This is a genomic window from Wenyingzhuangia heitensis (genome assembly GCF_011762155.1).
Classification (GTDB): domain Bacteria; phylum Bacteroidota; class Bacteroidia; order Flavobacteriales; family Flavobacteriaceae; genus Wenyingzhuangia; species Wenyingzhuangia heitensis.
Window position 1 is genome coordinate 389,912 of record NZ_JAASQL010000001.1, and the last position, 19,129, is coordinate 409,040.

Annotated in this window: 15 protein-coding genes; 14 read left to right on the top strand and 1 reads right to left on the bottom strand. The window is 31.5% G+C overall.

The features are described from left to right. The first annotated feature begins 82 nt into the window (after positions 1 to 82). The 3 genes from FHR24_RS01645 (at position 83) to FHR24_RS01655 (ending at position 2,791) form a co-directional block, all read left to right on the top strand. Positions 83 to 1,297: an aminotransferase class V-fold PLP-dependent enzyme gene (locus tag FHR24_RS01645; protein ID WP_167182927.1), complete on the top strand. Its 1,215-nt coding sequence runs from the start codon at positions 83 to 85 to the stop codon at positions 1,295 to 1,297. Between the two features lie 34 nt (positions 1,298 to 1,331). Continuing rightward, positions 1,332 to 1,790, top strand: coding sequence for a DUF1569 domain-containing protein (locus FHR24_RS01650; RefSeq protein ID WP_167182930.1), 459 nt, complete (start codon positions 1,332 to 1,334; stop codon positions 1,788 to 1,790). Positions 1,791 to 1,861: 71 nt separating this feature from the next. Next, positions 1,862 to 2,791 (top strand): methylenetetrahydrofolate reductase, encoded by a 930-nt coding sequence (locus tag FHR24_RS01655; protein ID WP_167182933.1) that lies wholly within the window; start codon positions 1,862 to 1,864, stop codon positions 2,789 to 2,791. A gap of 84 nt (positions 2,792 to 2,875) precedes the next feature. Here the strand turns inward: FHR24_RS01655 and FHR24_RS01660 are convergent, their stop codons facing one another. Next, positions 2,876 to 3,874 (bottom strand): aspartate-semialdehyde dehydrogenase, encoded by a 999-nt coding sequence (locus FHR24_RS01660; protein WP_167182935.1) that lies wholly within the window; start codon positions 3,872 to 3,874, stop codon positions 2,876 to 2,878. Positions 3,875 to 4,292: 418 nt separating this feature from the next. Here FHR24_RS01660 and FHR24_RS01665 point away from each other — a divergent pair, with 418 nt between their 5' ends. The 11 genes from FHR24_RS01665 to FHR24_RS01715 all read left to right on the top strand — a co-directional run bounded on the left by FHR24_RS01665 (position 4,293) and on the right by FHR24_RS01715 (position 19,046). Beyond that, positions 4,293 to 4,955, top strand: a complete 663-nt coding sequence (locus FHR24_RS01665; RefSeq protein ID WP_167182938.1) for a succinate dehydrogenase cytochrome b subunit — start codon at positions 4,293 to 4,295, stop codon at positions 4,953 to 4,955. A 12-nt stretch (positions 4,956 to 4,967) separates the two neighbouring features. Next, a complete protein-coding gene (locus FHR24_RS01670; protein ID WP_167182941.1) occupies positions 4,968 to 6,980 on the top strand; it encodes a fumarate reductase/succinate dehydrogenase flavoprotein subunit in 2,013 nt (670 codons plus the stop codon). Between the two features lie 14 nt (positions 6,981 to 6,994). Further along, positions 6,995 to 7,735, top strand: coding sequence for a succinate dehydrogenase/fumarate reductase iron-sulfur subunit (locus FHR24_RS01675; protein WP_167182944.1), 741 nt, complete (start codon positions 6,995 to 6,997; stop codon positions 7,733 to 7,735). Positions 7,736 to 7,898: 163 nt separating this feature from the next. Beyond that, positions 7,899 to 9,140 carry a SulP family inorganic anion transporter gene (locus FHR24_RS01680; RefSeq protein WP_167182947.1) on the top strand — a complete coding sequence of 414 codons (1,242 nt, stop codon included), beginning with the start codon at positions 7,899 to 7,901 and terminating at the stop codon, positions 9,138 to 9,140. Between the two features lie 218 nt (positions 9,141 to 9,358). Then, complete coding sequence (locus FHR24_RS01685; protein WP_243846486.1) at positions 9,359 to 9,916, top strand: RNA polymerase sigma-70 factor; 558 nt, start codon at positions 9,359 to 9,361, stop codon at positions 9,914 to 9,916. Positions 9,917 to 10,046: 130 nt separating this feature from the next. Beyond that, entirely contained in the window at positions 10,047 to 11,228 is a 1,182-nt protein-coding gene (locus FHR24_RS01690; RefSeq protein WP_167182950.1) for a FecR family protein, read from the top strand. 201 nt (positions 11,229 to 11,429) lie between these two features. Then, entirely contained in the window at positions 11,430 to 14,699 is a 3,270-nt protein-coding gene (locus FHR24_RS01695) for a TonB-dependent receptor (protein ID WP_243846487.1), read from the top strand. 11 nt (positions 14,700 to 14,710) lie between these two features. Beyond that, complete coding sequence (locus FHR24_RS01700; RefSeq protein WP_167182956.1) at positions 14,711 to 16,180, top strand: RagB/SusD family nutrient uptake outer membrane protein; 1,470 nt, start codon at positions 14,711 to 14,713, stop codon at positions 16,178 to 16,180. A 54-nt stretch (positions 16,181 to 16,234) separates the two neighbouring features. Next, on the top strand, positions 16,235 to 16,918 hold the full coding sequence (locus tag FHR24_RS01705) for an RNA polymerase sigma factor (protein WP_167182959.1): 684 nt from the start codon (positions 16,235 to 16,237) through the stop codon (positions 16,916 to 16,918). A gap of 153 nt (positions 16,919 to 17,071) precedes the next feature. Continuing rightward, the gene (locus FHR24_RS01710) at positions 17,072 to 17,725 is read left to right on the top strand and encodes an RNA polymerase sigma factor (RefSeq protein WP_167182962.1); all 654 of its coding nucleotides are present in this window, start codon (positions 17,072 to 17,074) and stop codon (positions 17,723 to 17,725) included. Between the two features lie 136 nt (positions 17,726 to 17,861). Then, positions 17,862 to 19,046: a FecR family protein gene (locus tag FHR24_RS01715; protein ID WP_167182965.1), complete on the top strand. Its 1,185-nt coding sequence runs from the start codon at positions 17,862 to 17,864 to the stop codon at positions 19,044 to 19,046. Positions 19,047 to 19,129: the final 83 nt, after the last annotated feature.

Consider the following 19,129-nt stretch of genomic DNA (forward strand, 5'->3'; position numbering starts at 1 on the left):
ATGAGTACATAACTAAAAGAGTTGGTTGAGGTTTTTAAGTTTAGGACTTAAAAAAGTACCTTTGTTACAAAGATTTATATCTATGATACATATTGATAAAGTAAGAGCAGATTTTCCAATTTTACAACAACAAGTAAACGGAAAACCTTTAGTGTATTTTGACAATGGTGCTACCAGTCAAAAACCACAAGAGGTGATAGATGCAATTACAAATTATTATACCACTATAAACTCTAATGTTCACAGAGGTGTACATACTTTAAGTCAATTAGCTACAGATGAATTTGAAGCTACTAGACGTAAATTAAAAGCACATTTTAATCCTACTCACGAACACGAAATCATTTTTACTCGTGGAACTACCGAAGGAATTAATTTAGTAGCTAGCACTTTAACCTCTTTGGTAAAAAGTACAGATGAAATTATTATTTCTGCTTTAGAACATCACTCAAACATTGTTCCTTGGCAATTGTTGTGCGAGAGAACAGGAGCTACACTAAAAGTAATTCCTATGAATGATAAAGGTGAGTTGCTAATGGATGTGTATGATGAGTTGTTAACAGAAAACACAAAAATTGTAGCTGTAAATCATATTTCTAATGCATTGGGAACACTAAACCCTGTAGAAGAAATTATAGAAAAAGCACACAAAGTAGGAGCTTGGGTGTTAATAGATGGAGCACAATCTTGTCCGCATTTAAGAATTGACTTACAGGCTTTAAATTGTGACTTTTTTACGTGTTCTGCTCATAAAATGTGTGGACCTACAGGAATAGGATTTTTATATGGTAAAGAAACTATTTTAAACCAATTACCACCCTACCACGGTGGAGGTGAAATGATTAAAGATTGTTCTTTTGAAAAAACTACCTATGCAGAATTGCCTCATAAGTTTGAAGCTGGAACTCCTAATATAGCAGATGTAATTGCATTTGGAACCGCCATAGATTACATCAATAAAATTGGTTTAGAAAATATTGAAGCTTATGAACATGAGCTTTTAGAATATGGAACAGAACAATTAAGTAAAATACCTGGTTTAAAAATTTATGGAACTGCAAAAAATAAAGCGAGTGTAATTTCTTTTAATATTGGAAATTTGCATCCTTTTGATGTAGGAACTATTGTAGATAAATTAGGAGTAGCAGTAAGAACAGGTCACCATTGTACACAGCCTATTATGACTCGTTTTGATATTCCTGGAACCGTTAGAGCTTCTTTTGCTTTCTACAATACAAAAGAAGAAATAGATGTTTTAGTAAGTGCTTTGCAAAAAGCAGTAATGATGTTGTCATAAAGTTTATATTTACAAGCTCAAAAAAAACCTTGATATGTCTTATCCAAGTATTTTTAAAGTTGAAACTTTAGCAAATAATAAAAAACGCTTAGATAAATTAACGACAAAATCTAAGCCGTTATGGGGTAGAATGAATGCTGCTCAAATGTTGGCTCATTTAAACCTTACATACGATACTTCTAGAGGAAAAGTAAGAATAGAGCTACAGCCGTTTATGCATTTTTTTGTAAAAACTTTTTTAAAAAGAACTATAGTAGGAGACAAGCCTTACCCTAAAAATGCTAAAACTGCTGCTTATTATGAAGTGGTTGATGATAAAAATTTTGAAGAAGAAAAATCAAATTTATTACAGAATATGCAATGGGCTTTTGAAAAAGGAGAGCATTATTTTGAAGGGCGATTAACAGGATCTTTTGGAAGGTTAACGGCCAAAGAATGGAGTAACTTATTTCAAAAACATTTAGATCACCATTTTCAACAATTTGGACTGTAATAAACAAGGTGTTCAATATCCTGATTTATAAATAAGGTATTGGAGAATAAACCATTTGGATACAATAAATTATGAAGTCAAAAAAATTAAAAGATAAAATAGAAAATAGAGAAGGAGGTTACCTTTTTTATGGATTAACACCTCCAAAAAAATCTACAGATAACCAAAAAATAGCTGGAATTGCACAACGACAAATGGATCGTTTACAGGGTTTAGATATTGATGGTTTAATTTTATACGATATTCAAGATGAGGCTTCTAGAAATAACAACCCTAGACCGTTTCCGTTTATGTCTACTTGGGCACCAGATGAATATGCAAATACCTATTTAAAAGATTTAAAAGTTCCTAAAATTATCTATAAAAGTGTAGGTAAGTTCACCAAAGAATCTTTAAAAAAGTGGTTGGTAGACAATGAAAATTCTATTGATTTAACGGTGTTTGTAGGAGCACCTTCAAAAGAGCAGCACGTATATTTGTCTTTACAAGATGCATATAAAATTAAAAAAGAATCGGACTCTACTATTAAAATGGGTGGAGTTACCATTCCAGAACGTCATTTTATAAAAGGAGATGAACATATAAGGTTGTCTAATAAAATAGCAAACGGATGTTCTTTTTTTATATCGCAATGTGTTTATAATTTAGACAATGCAAAAGACATGTTGTCTGATTATTTTTTTTATACTAAAGAAAATAACATCGAACCAAAACCAATTATTTTTACGCTAACACCTATAGGTTCTTTAAAAACATTAGAGTTTACTAAATGGTTAGGTATTGATATTCAACGTTGGTTAGAAAATGAGTTAAAAGTATCTTCAGATATTTTAAATGCATCTATTGGTATTTGTAAATACATAGCCAATGATTTGATTAATTTTGCCAAAGAAAAAAATATGCCAATAGGTTTTAATATTGAATCTGTTGCTATTCGTAAAGCAGAAATTGATGCCTCTATAGAGTTGGTGAAAACCATTAAAGAAATGATGAAAGCATAAGTTTTAGGATCTTCTAAAATAGAAAACCCCATCAAAATTTAAAATCTTGATGGGGTTTTTATATAAATTTTTTTTACTTAACTATTATGCAGGTAACAAACCTTTAGCTAATAAATATTCAGCAATTTGTACCGTGTTTGTGGCAGCACCTTTACGCAAGTTATCAGCAACAATCCACATATTTAGTGTATTTGGTAAAGATTCATCTCTACGAATACGTCCTACAAAAACCTCATCTTTATCATGAGCTAAAGCAGGCATTGGGTAAATATTGTTTGCCAAATCATCTTGTATAATTACTCCAGGAGTAGCTTCTAAAATAGCTCTTACTTCAGCCAAATCAAAATCGTTGGCAAACTCTACGTTTACAGCTTCAGAGTGACCACCAGCAGTAGGAATACGAACTGCAGTTGCAGTAACAGCAAAAGAATCATCACCTAAAATTTTCTTAGGCTCTTTTACCAATTTCATTTCTTCTTTAGTGTATCCGTTGTCCATAAAAACATCACAATGTGGAATTGCGTTACGGTTAATAGGATAGTTGTATGCCATCTCACCGTCAGTAATTCCGTTTTGCTCGTTTTCTAATTGTCTAACCGCAGCAACACCAGTTCCAGAAACAGATTGATAGGTAGAAATTATCAAACGCTTCATTTTATATTTTTTATGCAAAGGAGCCAAAGCCATTACTAATTGAATAGTAGAACAGTTTGGGTTTGCTATAATTTTATCTTCAGCAGTTAATACATCACCATTAATTTCTGGAACTACTAATTTTTTAGTAGGATCCATTCTCCATGCAGAAGAATTATCAACAACTGTAGTTCCAGCTGCAGCAAATTTTGGAGCCCATTCTACAGAAGTATCTCCACCTGCAGAAAATAAAGCAACATCTGCATTCATTTTAACAGCATCTTCTAAGGTTACTACCGTGTAGTTTTTACCTTTATATTCTAATTGTTTACCTGCAGAACGTGCCGATGCAACAGGAATTAATTCTGTTATAGGAAAATTTCTTTCTGCTAATACTTTTAACATTACCGTACCTACCATTCCGGTAGCTCCTACTACTGCTACTTTCATATTTATATTGTTTTAATTTCTAGTTTGTTCAAAAATTGAATTTGCAAATATGCTAAAAATGTATGTTGCAAAAGAATGCTTAACCTAAAATGTATACGATTTGTTAAATTTTCATCTAATTTTAGTTTTTTAGAAGATAATTAAACGTGATTTATGGCTAACATATTGTAAAGTAGTTGGTTGAAGTGTCTTTTTGGTGTTTGAGTATAAGAATGTAGTTGAAGATTGGTTTTTAAAAATACTTAGAAATGGAGGAATTTGGTGTTGAAATTTTTAATTAAAATTAGAGATTTGATAATTCTTTAAACTTTAGCTTGTAATCTCTCTAAATTAAGGTTGAAAATGATGTTTATCATAAAAAAATCAATCAAATACTTTAAATTTGTTTAGCGTTTATTAACAAAATAATTTCAAACTAATGAGTGGATTTTTATCTTCTTCTATCGGAAGAAAAGTAGCCATGGCCCTTTCGGCTTTTTTCCTGATGTTTTTCTTGATTATGCATATTGCAATCAACTTAACATCTTTATTCAGCGAGGACCTTTTTAATCAATTGTCTCATTTTATGGGAACCAATCCTTTGGTACAATTTGCATTACAACCAGTGTTAATTTTGGGTGTTGTATTTCACTTTGTAATGGGGTTTGTTTTAGAGGCTAAAAATAAAAGTGCTCGTAATATTAAGTATGTAAAAAATAATGGTGCTGCGAACTCAACTTGGGTAAGTAGAAACATGATTTATTCTGGATTGGCAATTCTTGCTTTTATTGTATTACATTTTGTTGATTTTTGGTTTCCAGAAATTAACCACAAGTACATTGCACATTTACCTACAGATCCTAATAGATATTTTGGTGAATTGGTACACAAGTTTCACTCTCCAGTTAGAACAGGTGCTTATGTAGCTGCTTTTGCGTTTTTAGCATTACACTTGTTACACGGGTTTAAATCTGCATTCCAATCTAGTGGAATGAGTGCTAAACGTGCTGTTAAATTAGAGACTGCATCAAAAATTTATGCAATTGGTATTCCTGTAGGATTTATCATTATTGCTTTGTTTCACCATTTTAATCAACACTAAGACATTTTAACTATGGCATTAGATTCTAAAGTACCACAAGGTCCTATCGCTGATAAATGGACGGACTATAAAAATCATATCGATTTAGTAAACCCTGCTAACAAACGTAACATTGATGTTATTGTTGTAGGGACAGGTTTGGCAGGAGGTTCTGCTGCTGCAACTTTGGCTGAATTAGGATATAACGTAAAGGCATTTGCATACCAAGATTCACCTCGTAGAGCGCACTCTATTGCTGCTCAAGGGGGAATTAACGCAGCAAAAAATTACCAAGGAGATGGAGACTCTACTTACAGATTGTTTTACGATACTGTAAAAGGAGGAGATTACCGTGCTCGTGAAGCTAACGTATATCGTTTGGCTGAGGTATCTGCAAATATTATTGACCAATGTGTAGCTCAAGGTGTCCCTTTTGCTCGTGATTATGGAGGATTACTAGACAACCGTTCTTTTGGTGGGGTATTAGTATCTCGTACTTTTTATGCAAAAGGACAAACAGGACAACAATTGTTATTAGGGGCTTATTCTGCCATGAACCGTCAAATTGGTCGTGGAAAAATTAAAATGTACAACCGTCATGAAATGATGGATGTTGTTTTAGTTGATGGAAAAGCAAGAGGAATTATTACTCGTAACTTAGTTACTGGAGAGGTTGAAAGACATTCTGCACATGCAGTTGTAATTGCATCAGGGGGTTACGGAAACGTATTTTTCTTATCAACAAATGCAATGGGTTCTAACGTTTCTGCATCATGGAAAATCCATAAAAAAGGAGCGTATTTTGCAAATCCTTGTTATACACAAATTCACCCAACATGTATTCCAGTTTCGGGAGATCATCAGTCTAAATTAACGTTGATGTCTGAATCTTTACGTAATGATGGACGTATTTGGGTTCCTGCTAAATTAGAAGATGCACAAGCAATTAGAGAAGGTAAGAAAAAACCTACTGATTTATCAGAAGCAGACAGAGATTATTATTTAGAAAGAAGATATCCTGCATTTGGAAACTTAGTACCTCGTGATGTTGCATCAAGAGCTGCTAAAGAACGTTGTGATGCTGGTTTTGGTGTAAATAAGACAGGAGAAGCTGTTTATTTAGATTTTGCTGCTGCTTTTGTTCGTTATGGAACGGAACAAGCTTTAATTCATGGAGATCATAATCCTTCTGCAGAAAAAATAGATAAGTTAGGTAAAGAGGTTGTAAAAGCTAAATACGGAAACTTATTTCAGATGTATGAAAAAATTGAAGATGAGAATCCTTACGAAACTCCAATGAAGATTTACCCAGCCGTACACTATACAATGGGTGGTACTTGGGTAGATTATAATTTAATGACAACCATTCCTGGATGTTATTGTATTGGAGAAGCAAATTTCTCTGATCATGGTGCGAACCGTTTGGGAGCTTCTGCATTAATGCAAGGTTTAGCAGATGGATATTTTGTATTACCATATACTATTGGAGATTATTTATCTGATGATATTAGAACTGGAGCAATTCCAACAGATTCACCTGAGTTTGAAGAAGCTGAAAAATCAGTGAAAGATCAAATCAATTTCTTTGTAAATAATAATGGAACTAAATCTGTGGATCATTTCCACAAACGTTTAGGTAAAATTATGTGGAACAAAGTAGGTATGGCTCGTAATAAACAAGGTTTAACAGAGGCAATGGCTGAAATTAAAGCTTTACGTGAGGAGTTCTGGAAAGATGTAAAAGTTCCAGGAAAGGGAGATACTTATAATGAAGAGTTAGCAAAAGCTGGACGTGTAGCAGATTTCTTAGAATTAGGAGAGTTGTTTGCAAAAGATGCTTTGGTAAGAGAAGAATCTTGTGGAGGTCATTTCCGTGAAGAATCTGCTGAAACTGAAGGTCCACAAAAGGGAGAAGCTAAAAGAGATGATGTAAACTTTGCTTTTGTTTCTGCATGGGAATATAAAGGAGAGCCTGCAGATGCAGTTTTACATAAAGAAGAGTTAGAGTTTAACGATATTGAGTTAAAAACAAGATCATATAAATAAGAAAGACCATGGATATGAATTTAAAACTTAAAATCTGGCGACAAAATGGAGCCAACGATGAAGGTAAAATGGTAGACTATAGCCTTAGTAAGGTGTCTCCAGATATGTCTTTCTTAGAAATGTTAGATGTATTAAATGAGCAAATAATTAACGAGGGTGGAGAGCCTATCGCATTTGATCACGATTGTCGTGAAGGAATTTGTGGTATGTGTTCTTTATATATTAATGGTGAAGCGCACGGACCTGATAGAGGAATTACTACTTGTCAGTTACATATGCGTAAGTTTAAGGACGGAGATACTATTTATATAGAGCCTTTCCGTGCTAAAGCTTTTCCTGTAATTAAAGATTTAGTAGTAGACCGTACTGCTTTTGATAGAATTCAGCACCAAGGAGGATTTATTTCTGTAAATACTTCAGGAAATACACAAGATGCAAACTCATTGCCAATTTCTAAGCATGCTGCTGATGAAGCAATGGATGCTGCAACTTGTATTGGTTGTGGAGCTTGTGTGGCAACTTGTAAAAATTCATCAGCTATGTTGTTTGTTGGAGCAAAAGTATCTCAATATGCTTTGCTACCACAAGGACAAGTTGAGGCTGCGGATAGAGTACGTAACATGGTTGCACAAATGGATGCGGAAGGTTTTGGTAACTGTACAAACACTGGAGCTTGTGAGGTAGAATGTCCTAAAGGAATTTCTTTAGATAACATTGCTCGTATGAACCGAGAATTTTTTAAAGCAAACATCTAGTCATATAAAATCTTTAATAAAGATCAATTTAAACCTCTTTCTGTATATAGAAAGAGGTTTTTTTATGCTGTTTTCTCATAAATAACGTTTTCGGTAAAAATACTATTTAGTCTTTTATTTGATTGATGTATAAAATACCTTTAGTGTATAAAAGGTTAAGGTTATGTTTAAAAATTTTAAAGGAGATTTGTTAGGAGGAATAACTGCCGGAATTGTAGCACTTCCATTGGCTTTGGCATTTGGAGTTCAATCTGGATTGGGAGCTTCTGCAGGATTATATGGAGCCATTTTTATTGGTTTTTTTGCAGCTCTGTTAGGTGGTACATCTACACAAATTAGTGGACCTACCGCTCCTATGACAGCTGTAAGTTTATTGGCCGTAGCAAAAATTGTAAGTGAACATAATGGAAATGTGTCAGAAGCTCTACCTTTTATTTTGTTTGTGTTTTTTGCAGCGGGAGTCTTTCAAATTATTTTTGGAGTTATTCGTTTAGGTTCTTTAATCAAACACATTCCATCTACTGTGGTTTCTGGTTTTATGAGTGGTATTGGTTTTATTATTCTAATAACCCAACTTCCTAATTTATTTGGACACAAAGCAGGGGGTGTTTTGGGAGCTGTAAAGGCAATACCTAATGCGATTGCTCATATAAATATTACAGAGTTGTCTTTGGCAATGCTTACCATTCTAATTATATACGGATTTAAAAGAATAACAAAAGTAATTCCTAGTACATTGGTTGCTTTGTTGGTTATTAGTACGGGTTCTGTTTTTTTATTAGAAAGTGGTTCTTATGGTATTATAGGAGAAATTCCGGAAGGTTTTCCAAAACCAAACATAGCAATGTTTACATTATTTTCTTTTAGAGCTTTTAGTCCTTATATTTTAACAGCATTTTCTTTGGCTTTGTTGGGAACTATAGATTCTTTGTTAACCTCTGTAGTTGCAGATAATATGACAGATACAAAACACAATAGTAACAAAGAATTAATAGGACAAGGTATAGGAAACTCAATAGCATCTATATTTGGAGGTATTCCTGGAGCAGGAGCAACTATTCGTACAGTTGTGAATATTGATGCAGGTGGAAAAACCAAATTATCGGGGATGGTTGCAGGAGTTTTATTGTTGGTCATATTAATGGTTTTGGGGCCATTGGCTTCTTTAATTCCAAATGCAGTTTTAGCAGGTGTTCTAGTTACTGTTGGGCTAGGTGTTATGGATGTTAAAAGTTTAAAAACAATGCATAAACAATCTTTGTCTGATGTAGTAGTAATGTTGTTAGTTTTAACACTAACCGTATTTTGGGATCTAATTTTTGCTGTAGCAATTGGTGTACTAGTTCATTATGCAGTCAATACAGTAAAGGTTTTAAGTTTTAAAAAAAGTTATAAAGTAAATTGAAAGGGAACTTTGAAATAAAACAAAAATTAAATATTAAAGAGTTTTAGGTCTATTTTATGAAAGATTTCTTTAGTTTGATTACAGAAACCATAACGTTTAGAACCATTTGTTGTTTAGATTAAACGTTACTTGTTGTTGTTCATGATAGGTTGAAATTACATTTTAGGTATATTTGATTTTCTAGATTTTAATTAGAGAATTAAATTTTACTTATAAGATTGAAAAAGTTAAAATCAAATAAAACAACTACTACAAAAAACACATACAACGAATTGTATAATTTGTTGTATAGTTCTTTGTGTGTTTTTTCTAATAAGTATGTAAATAATTTAGAAAAGTCTAAAGACATAGTTCAAGAGGTGTTTGTTAAACTTTGGAACCATAAAATTCTTTTAGAAAAAGAAGAAGCGATCAAAGCTTATTTGTATACTAGTGTTCGAAATAAAAGCTTAGATTATTTAAAAAGTAAAGAGTATAGGGTAAAAAATAGTGCTTCTAACATAGATCTAACACACTTAAAATCTGAAACATATTTTGAAAAAGAAGTGTTAATAGAAGAAGTGTCTAGGTTGGTAGATAAAGCTTTACAAACATTACCCGATAAATGTAGAGGAATTGTGGAACTGAGTATGAAGGGCCATCAGAACCATGAAATTGCAGAAGAATTAAAGATTTCTGTAAATACTGTTAAAAGTCAAAAAAAGATAGCTTATAAAAAGTTACGTCCTTTATTAAAAGATTCTTATGCTTTTTTACTCTTAATGCTACTTAGTTAAATTGATAAATATCTAATATTTTTGGATTTATTTATTAATAATTCAAAAAAAACATATTTTTTTTACACCCTTGTTTGTAATTGTGTCGTTTTGTAATAAATGCCTTGTGCATAGTTGTTAAAAAAGAGACATGAATAGATTAGAAAACTTATTTATTATAGCTAAAGATTTAGCAAAATCTATCTTTAAGAATAAAGATATTAAACCCAAAAAGATAGAGCCTTTTTTTGATGATGGTCAAAGTCAACAAATTATTCATCGATTAAAAAATACAGAAGAACAGCAACATAGAAATTATTTGCTCAAAAAAATAGATGAACATAAAATAGAGGACTGGAATAAAATTCAAAACCAACTTTACCCAACGTCAAAAGTTCGTTATTTAAAATGGATTAGCGGAGTGGCTGCCGTATTTATGTTAGGACTAGGATTGTCTTATTTATACACTTCTAAAAACACATCTACAGAAATTCCGTTGGTTGCTAATATAACATCAGAAGACATTACTTTAAAACTTGCCGATGGAAATATTCAGATAATTAAAGCAAATGGGGAGGGTGAAATTGTAAATAAGAAAGGAAAAGTTTTAGGGAGTCAAAAGGGAACCCTGCTAAATTATAAAAATCAATTGTCCTTTAATCATGTTCAGAAATTGATGTATAATGAGCTAGTGGTTCCCTATGGTAAAACATTTCAATTGGTTTTATCGGATGGTACTTCGGTTCATTTAAATTCGGGAACTACCTTAAAATATCCTGTAAAATTTATCAAAGGAAAAAAAAGACAAGTGTATTTAACGGGAGAGGCCTATTTTAATGTAGCTAAAGATAAAAGTCATCCTTTTATAGTAAATGCAAATAACTTAAATGTTAGGGTTTTAGGAACTCAATTTAATGTGTCTTCCTATCCAGAAGATGGTCATATAAAAACAGTTCTGGTAGAAGGATCTGTTGCTTTGTATGACAAAGATAAAACCTATAAAAAACAAAATATAGCTTTATTAACACCAGGGCACAAAGCTGTTTGGGGAGTTAAAAATAAACATATTACTATTAGAAAGGTAGACACATCTATTTACACAAACTGGATAAACGGAGAAATTGTTTTTGAACACATTAAGTTTAAATACATTATAAAAAAATTAGAAAGACATTATAATATAAAAATTAAAAACAAAAATAAAGAATTAGAAAATCAGGTTTTTACAGCAACTTTTACCACAGAAACACTGCAAGAAGTATTAAATTCTTTTAAAGCAAATTATCCTTTTGAGTATATAAAACAGGGGAATACTATAACTATTAACAACTAACCAAAACTAACATTATATGATTTGACTACTGAACAACTAGAAAAACCTTATAATATGAAATCGGGAAATGCTGGCACATTCCCCGATTAGAATAAGGTGATTTAACCAAATTTATTAAACCACGAAAACTTATACAAAAGTATGAAAAATCCAAAGAAATTAAGGGAATGGAATTTCTATACCCTAAAACTAGACCTAAAGATGAAATTGACTATTTATCTGTTCTTGTTTTCACTTTTTAACATTCACGCAAGCACCTATTCACAAAAAGCTAAAGTAACCTTAGATTTAAACAATGTAAGTGTAGAAAAAGTGTTTAGGGAAATAGAATCTCAAACAGAATTTAAAGTGTTGTATAACGACAACGATTTAAATTATAAAAAATTAGTATCTATTAAAGTTAGAAATGAACTAGTAACAAACGTATTAAAGAATTTATTTAACAACACCAATATTCATTACAAAACTGTGGGGAAACAGATTGTAATGTTAAAGTCTAATGCAAAAAAAACAATAGCGCAACAAGTTATTGTAAAAGGAAATGTAAAAGATGACTTGGGAATGCCAATTCCTGGAGCCAATGTGGTTGTAAAAGGAACTACCAATGGTACAATTACAGATTTTGATGGTAATTATAGCATAACAGTAAAAAACAACAATGCTGTTTTAGTGTTTTCTTATGTAGGATACTTAACAAAAGAAGTTTCTGTTAATGGTAAAACAGTTGTAGATGTTGTTTTAGAAGCAGATGTTAGTGAATTAGATGCAGTGGTACTTGTAGGGTACGGAACTGTAAAAAAATCAGACCTTACAGGGTCTGTATCTTCTGTAAATACAGAGCAAATTAGTAAAACTCAAAATGTTTCTATAGCACAAGCTATTCAAGGTAGAGCAGCAGGAGTAACGGTTTCTAAAAGCTCCGGAAGTCCAGGTGCAGCACCTACGGTAAGAATTAGAGGTACAGGAACAGTAAACAATGCTAATCCATTATATGTAGTAGATGGAGTACCTGTAAATGATATTACCAATATTAACATGGAAGATGCAAAATCTATAGAAGTGTTAAAAGATGCATCTGCAACTGCTATTTATGGGTCAAGAGGTGCAAATGGAGTTATATTAATTGAAACTAAAAAAGGAACTAAAAACAAACCAACCATAACCTATAATACTTACACAGGGTTTCAGAATAAAATAGACAATTTAGAGGTGATGAATGCTCAACAATGGGCAGAAATTAGAAACGAAGCTAATACAAATGATGGGACTCCATTGGATCCAGAATTTTCAGACCCAGCTTCACTACCCTCTTATAATTGGAAAGATGCTGTGTATCAAACAGGTGTCATGACCAATCATCAGCTGTCTTTTTCTGGAGGTAGTGATAAATCTACTTATTATGTATCGTTAGGTCATATTTCTCAAAAAGGAATTGTAAAAGAATCTTCTTATAAAAGAACTAATTTAAGAATTAACAATACTTATCAGTTAAACAAAGCCATTAAAGTAGGGCATAACATACAGTATGCTTTTTCAGATAGGGTTAGTATTCCAGAATATGGACCCAACGTTTGGACAAGAGCTTCTTTTGTTGGATTTGCAGTAGATCCTGTAACACCAATTTATAAGGAAGACGGTTCTTTAAACGCTACATCTTATTCTTCAGCTATCAGCCCTTTAGGCTTAGCAAAATATGGTCAAAGACCTAATAAAAGAGAAAATTTTTTAGGAAATCTTTTTTTAGAGTTAGATGTTTTTAAAGGGTTAAAGTTTAGGTCTAATTTTGGATTGGATATAACCAATGTAAAGGTAGATTATTACATTCCTGCTTATTATGTAAGTCCTACTTACAATTCTGATGTAAGTACTTATAATTTAAATAGATCAGAAAACAGATCTATGGTGCTGTCTAATACATTAAATTATAACACAACAATAGCAAAAAAACATAGTATAAATGCTTTGTTAGGGCAAGAAATACAAGAGCTAGAAAACAACAATGTAAACACACAACGTAGTGGTATTCCAGAAAGTGTGGCAAAGCCTACTTTGGGTTCGGGTAGTATTTCTACTTCAACCAACTCAGGAGATATTTCTAAATCTAAATTGTTGTCTTTCTTTGGTAGATTAAACTACAATTATGACGATAGATATTTAATTACAGGAACGTATAGATTGGATGGGTCTTCTCGTTTTGGAGCTAATAACAAGTGGGGTAAATTTCCTTCTTTAGCATTAGGATGGAATATTCACAAAGAGAATTTCTACGATATTGAAGCTATCAACCAATTAAAATTTAGATTGGGTTGGGGAGAAACAGGAAACCAAAACATTCCAACTACAGCTATTGCAAACACCTTAAATTTAGGTTCTAATTATGTGTTTGGAAATGAGGAATCTACACAGGTAGGAGTAGCACCGTTTAGATCTGGAAATGCAGATTTAAAATGGGAAACAACCGTAACTAAAAACATTGGTGTTGATGTTGGTTTGTTAGAAAATTCAATCACTTTAACAGCAGATTATTTTATTAAAAATACAACAGATTTATTGTTAGCTGTGCCAGTATTACAAACTTCAGGTAATCAGCAAAATGGATTTGCAAATGCGGGTAATATAGAGAACAAAGGGTTAGAATTAACAGCTAATTATAAAAAAACAATCAACGATTTTTCTTTTAGTGTAGGGGGAAACATTGCGTTTATCAAAAATAAGGTATTAAAGCTAGCGAATGATGGAATTCTAACATCAGGGCAACAAGCTAAAGATTTTAACCGTACAGAGGTAGGGCAACCTATCGCTTCTTTTTATGGTTATGAAATGATTGGAATTTTTCAAAACCAAGATGAGGTAGACAATAGTGCGATACTTCCTAACACACAACCGGGTGATGTTAAGTATAGAGATTTAAACGAAGACGGAGTGATTGATGACGATGATAGAAAATACATCGGTTCTCCATTTGCAGATTTTACTTATGGATTAAATCTAGATATGTCTTATAAGCAATTTGATTTTTCTGCATTTTTTCAAGGAAGCCAAGGAAATAAAATTTTTAATAGAAGTATTTATTGGTTAGAAGGAGATTTAGGTTCTAATTTATCTACAAACATGTTAAACAGATGGACTGGAGAAGGAACTTCTAACTCTGTACCAAGAGCAACATTTAAAAATGTAGGTGTAAATATGCCTTTATCCTCAAGTAGATATGTTCAAGATGGTTCTTATTTAAGATTAAAAAATATAGAACTAGGATATACGATTCCAAAAGATCTAACAGAAAAAATAGCAGTTAGTAAATTAAGATTATACGTTGCTGCTCAAAACTTAATCACTTTTACCCAATACAATGGCTTAGATCCAGAGGTAGGTGTAGATGCCGCATCTAATGATCCTTTAGATATTGGAATTGATAGAGGACGTTACCCTTCTACAAGAACCATTTCTGTGGGAGCTAATATTAACTTTTAAAAAATAAGATAATGATAGTAGATAATAAAATGATAAAATACATTAAAAATTGCTGTTTGTTACTTGCCTTAAGTTTGGTGTCTTGTAGTGATTATTTAGAGGAAAATATATATGGAGAACCTCTTTTAGAAAGTTTTTACAAAACTCCTGTAGATGCAGAGCAAGCTGTAATAGCAGCTTATACTCCTATGAGAGAAATGTATGGAAGAGAAAATTTTGGAGCCTCTACCTCTAACGATTTGTTGTTTGGAGACATTGGTACTGATGATATTTTAAAGGGTGGAGCAAGAGCTAGCGATGGTGCTCAGTTGTACGAAAAAGAATTGTACAACCTAACATCTTCAAATGCATCAGCAGAAAATATTTGGAAAATAAATTTTAAGGGAATTTACTTCTCAAATTTAGTACTAGAAAAAGTACCAAATATTGTTTTTGAAGATGAAGTAAGAAAAAAAGAAATTATAGCAGAAGCGTATTTTTTAAGGGCTTACTATTATTTTGATTTGGTGAATACGTTTGGAGGAGTTCCTTTAATTACAGAGCCTTTAGAAGTAGGAGAGTATAATGTGCCTAGAACTACACAAGATGCTATTTATACATTGATAGAAGATGATTTAAAAGCAGCAATACCCAATTTACCATCAAGATTTGATAAAGGAGCTGATTACTTAGGTCATGCCGATAAAGGAGCTGCATTGGGGTTAATGATGCGTGTGTCTTTGTATCAAAATAAAATGGGACAGGTTAAAACTTATGGAGATCAGTTGTTTTCATTGTCTTATGAATTAGAAGATGATTACAGTTCTATTTTTAATTCTGTAGGAGAATGGGGGTCAGGTTCTATATTTGAAGTGAATTACACTACAAGTGCTGATAATTTAGGGGGAAGAATGCCTCATATGATGGCACCAAGGAGTAAAGGAGGAATTGGTTTTGGACAAGTAAAAGAGGATTTAAGAAATGAGTTTGAAGTAAATGATCCTAGATTAGATGCTTCTTTTTACAACGTAACAGGAGGTTATGGAACTGAATGGTTTGTTAAAAAATATGCAATAGCTCCTTATACAGATTATGCAAAACCATCTGTAGGAGGAAAAGGGAACACAGCAAATAATATTAGAATTATAAGATTGTCAGATGCTTATTTAATGTATGCAGAGGCTATTTATAATACAGATCCTACAACCGCTGTAACGTATGTAAACAAAGTTAGAAAACGTGCTAGAGGTACAAATCCAGTTACGGTTGTGCCAGATTTAGCAGCAACACTTAGTGGACAACCTTTGTTAGATGCCATATATCACGAAAGACGTGTAGAATTAGCGGGAGAAGGTTTTAGGTTTCATGATTTAATTAGAACAAATAGAGCAGAAACAATTTTAGCTTCTTTAGGATTTCAAAAAAACAAACATGAAATAATGCCAATTCCATTGTCACAAATATCCTTATCACAAGGAGTATTAACCCAAAATAATTATTAAAATATAGTTTTTAATTTAGTTAGTTTTTAAAACCCGATCAGTAAAAAATACTGATTGGGTTTTTTTGTTACCTTAGCTTACGGCTTTTTTACTACTTTTTTAAAAGCACTTAATTCTAAAATAAATCACGAATTGCAAAACAACAAATCATCAAAACCTTCTATAGATCAAAATCAATTGTGGTTAGATTTTGTAAAAGGAGATAGCAATGCCTTAGGTAAGCTGTATGATTTGTATATAGATAATTTAGTTGGGTACGGAATTAAAATTTGTGGAGATAAGTCTTATACAATGGACTGTATACACGATCTTTTTGTGGATCTGTACAAATATCAAAGTAAGCTAAGTACTACTAGCGATGTGCAATTTTATTTATACTTAGCTTTAAAAAGGAAAATAAATAAAAAGTACAAAAAAAAGGAAGTCTTTTTAGATCCAGAAGCGTATCAAAAAGTGGTCTATACTAAAGAATATACAAAGTCTAATGAGGAGTCTATTATAGATAGAGAAGCTTATGAAGAAAAAATATTGAATCTAGAGAATGCTGTGTCTAAACTTACCAAAACACAGCAAAAAGGAATTTCCCTAAGGTTTAAAGAAGAAAAATCTTACGAGGAAATAGCTCAAGCTTTACAGGTCTCTGTAGCCTCTGCCAGAACCATTGTTTACAGGGCTATAAAAGCTTTAAGGGAGTCTTCATTACCGATTGTGTTGTTGTTAATTTTATCATTGTTGTAGTTTTTATAAACGCTATATATTGTAAAACTAGTTTGTTGTTTAGAAGTGACAACAAACTAGTTTTTGATATTTTTTTTATTAAATAGTTAAATCAACTTGTCTTTTTTCTAACTTTATTCAAAAAAATCTTATCATATTAAGTAATTGTCAAAAATGGGAGATTTAAAAAAAACAGCTTTGGAAAGCTTTCCTTCTAATAAATTTGAAAGAAAATCTTTAATGTATAATAAGGTTGATGGTGATTTAGCTTTATGGCAAGAGTTTCAATTAGGAAGTGAAGTTGCATTTGCAAAAATTTATAAAGACAATGTTGATAAGCTGTATGGTTATGGTTTAAAGATTATTTATGATAAAAACACTGTAAAAGATGCAATTCAAGATCTTTTTATAGATTTGTGGGATACCAAAGAAAAATTATCTGCAGTAAAGTCTATCAAAGCATATTTGTATACGAGTTTAAGAAGAAAGCTCATTAAAGAACATACAAAACATAAAAAAAGGTATAGTACCAATAGAGATATTGAATCTATAGAAAATGAATTAGAGTTTGTAGAATTTAGTTTGGTAGAAAAAAAACTTTTTGATTCTGAAAGAAAATCTTTAAAAGAAGGTTTAGATTCTTTAAAACCTCAGCAAAGAGAAATTATTTATTTAAAATATTACAGTCGTCTTAGTTATCAGGAAATTATGGAAATTATGTCTTTAGATAAAAAGCAGGCATACAATTTACTATCTAGAACATTAAAATCTTTAAAAGATATTTTACTGTTTTTTGTTTTGTTTTTTGTTTGCTATATGTTTAGTTAAGTGGCTGTTTTGTTGTGTTTTTAGTGTGTGTATGGGGTTTTAAATGATTTTTTGAAAAAAAAATCATTTTTTTTATGAGTAAAATATAAAAAAACATCTCTTTGTTAATATAGGCACAAAACTATTCCGTTAATAAATGAAGTACAATAACTATTCCATAGAAGATTTTGCAAGCGATACTTATTTTCAAATATGGGTATTTGAGGGTGATTTAATGGCTAATAAGTTTTGGTCAGATTGGATGGTGAGTCATCCAGAGAAAAAAGAAATAATTGCAGATGCTCGTAAGTTAGTTTTACTAATGGGACATGATGAAGATAAACTATCAAAAGAAGATTTTGATAAAATGTGGAAGTATATTGTTTTGCAAAGGGATCTTAAAAAAGTAGAGCCTAAAAATCATAAATCTTTTTTATTAAAAATAGCAGCTGTATTTGTAGGGCTTTTTACATTAAGCTACGCGGTTTATTACTTTAAGCCTTTTCTAAATAAAGAACAACTAGTTGCAAATGTTGATACAGAGGCTAGAATAACTTTAGAGTTAGAAGATGGTAGTGTTGTGTATTTAGATGAAATGAATTCTGAAACAATAAATAATAAAACGAAGGCTATTGCGAGCAATAGTAATAGTTTGTCTTATAAGAGTACTAAAAATAATGAGGTAGAAAAATTGGTTTACAATAAAATTACAGTACCCTACGGAAAAAAATTTGAGTTAGAATTGTCGGATGGTTCTCGTGTTACTTTAAATGCAGGAACTCAACTAAAATATCCAATTCGATTTTTAAAAGATCAACCTAGAAATGTGTATTTAGAAGGAGAAGCTTTTTTTGAAGTGGCTAAAGACAAAAAAAATGCTTTTACCGTTGTTACTGATAAAATGAATACACGAGTATATGGAACTAAGTTTAATGTTTCCTGTTATAAAAATGAAAATAAAATAGCTACAGTTTTGGTAGAAGGTAGCGTGGGTGTTTATAAAAAAAATGGAGGGGATAAAAACAAGCCTCTTCTTATTAAACCGGGCTACAAAGCTTTGTATAGTGAAAAAAATATAGAAGTTACCAAGGTTGATATTTCTAAATATATTGCATGGACTCACAATGAAATGGTCTTTTTAAATGATTCTTTTGATGTTATTATAAAAAGATTAGAAAGAAAATACAATGTTAAAATTCAAAATGAATACAGTCTTTTAAGTGCAAAAAAATTCACAGGAGTTTTTAAAGATGAATCGTTAGAATCAATATTAAAAATATTTAAAGAGCACACACCATTTAATTATAAAGTAGAAAAAAATACAGTAACAATAACTAAGTAAATTATTAACTAATTAAATATTAAAGTAATAAATGAGTCCGTAAAAAATAAAGAATCGAAAGGTGCTCGAACACCTTTCGATAG

Excerpts from the sequence above, each read along its gene's own strand:
- FHR24_RS01675 (WP_167182944.1), top strand. The coding sequence starts at position 6,995 with ATGAATTTAAAACTTAAAATCTGGCGACAAAATGGAGCCAACGATGAA.
- FHR24_RS01715 (WP_167182965.1), top strand. The coding sequence starts at position 17,862 with ATGAAGTACAATAACTATTCCATAGAAGATTTTGCAAGCGATACTTAT.
- FHR24_RS01650 (WP_167182930.1), top strand. The coding sequence starts at position 1,332 with ATGTCTTATCCAAGTATTTTTAAAGTTGAAACTTTAGCAAATAATAAA.
- FHR24_RS01700 (WP_167182956.1), top strand. The coding sequence starts at position 14,711 with ATGATAGTAGATAATAAAATGATAAAATACATTAAAAATTGCTGTTTG.
- FHR24_RS01665 (WP_167182938.1), top strand. The coding sequence starts at position 4,293 with ATGAGTGGATTTTTATCTTCTTCTATCGGAAGAAAAGTAGCCATGGCC.
- FHR24_RS01670 (WP_167182941.1), top strand. The coding sequence starts at position 4,968 with ATGGCATTAGATTCTAAAGTACCACAAGGTCCTATCGCTGATAAATGG.
- FHR24_RS01695 (WP_243846487.1), top strand. The coding sequence starts at position 11,430 with ATGAAATTGACTATTTATCTGTTCTTGTTTTCACTTTTTAACATTCAC.
- FHR24_RS01690 (WP_167182950.1), top strand. The coding sequence starts at position 10,047 with ATGAATAGATTAGAAAACTTATTTATTATAGCTAAAGATTTAGCAAAA.
- FHR24_RS01660 (WP_167182935.1), bottom strand. The coding sequence starts at position 3,874 with ATGAAAGTAGCAGTAGTAGGAGCTACCGGAATGGTAGGTACGGTAATG.
- FHR24_RS01710 (WP_167182962.1), top strand. The coding sequence starts at position 17,072 with ATGGGAGATTTAAAAAAAACAGCTTTGGAAAGCTTTCCTTCTAATAAA.
- FHR24_RS01655 (WP_167182933.1), top strand. The coding sequence starts at position 1,862 with ATGAAGTCAAAAAAATTAAAAGATAAAATAGAAAATAGAGAAGGAGGT.
- FHR24_RS01680 (WP_167182947.1), top strand. The coding sequence starts at position 7,899 with ATGTTTAAAAATTTTAAAGGAGATTTGTTAGGAGGAATAACTGCCGGA.
- FHR24_RS01645 (WP_167182927.1), top strand. The coding sequence starts at position 83 with ATGATACATATTGATAAAGTAAGAGCAGATTTTCCAATTTTACAACAA.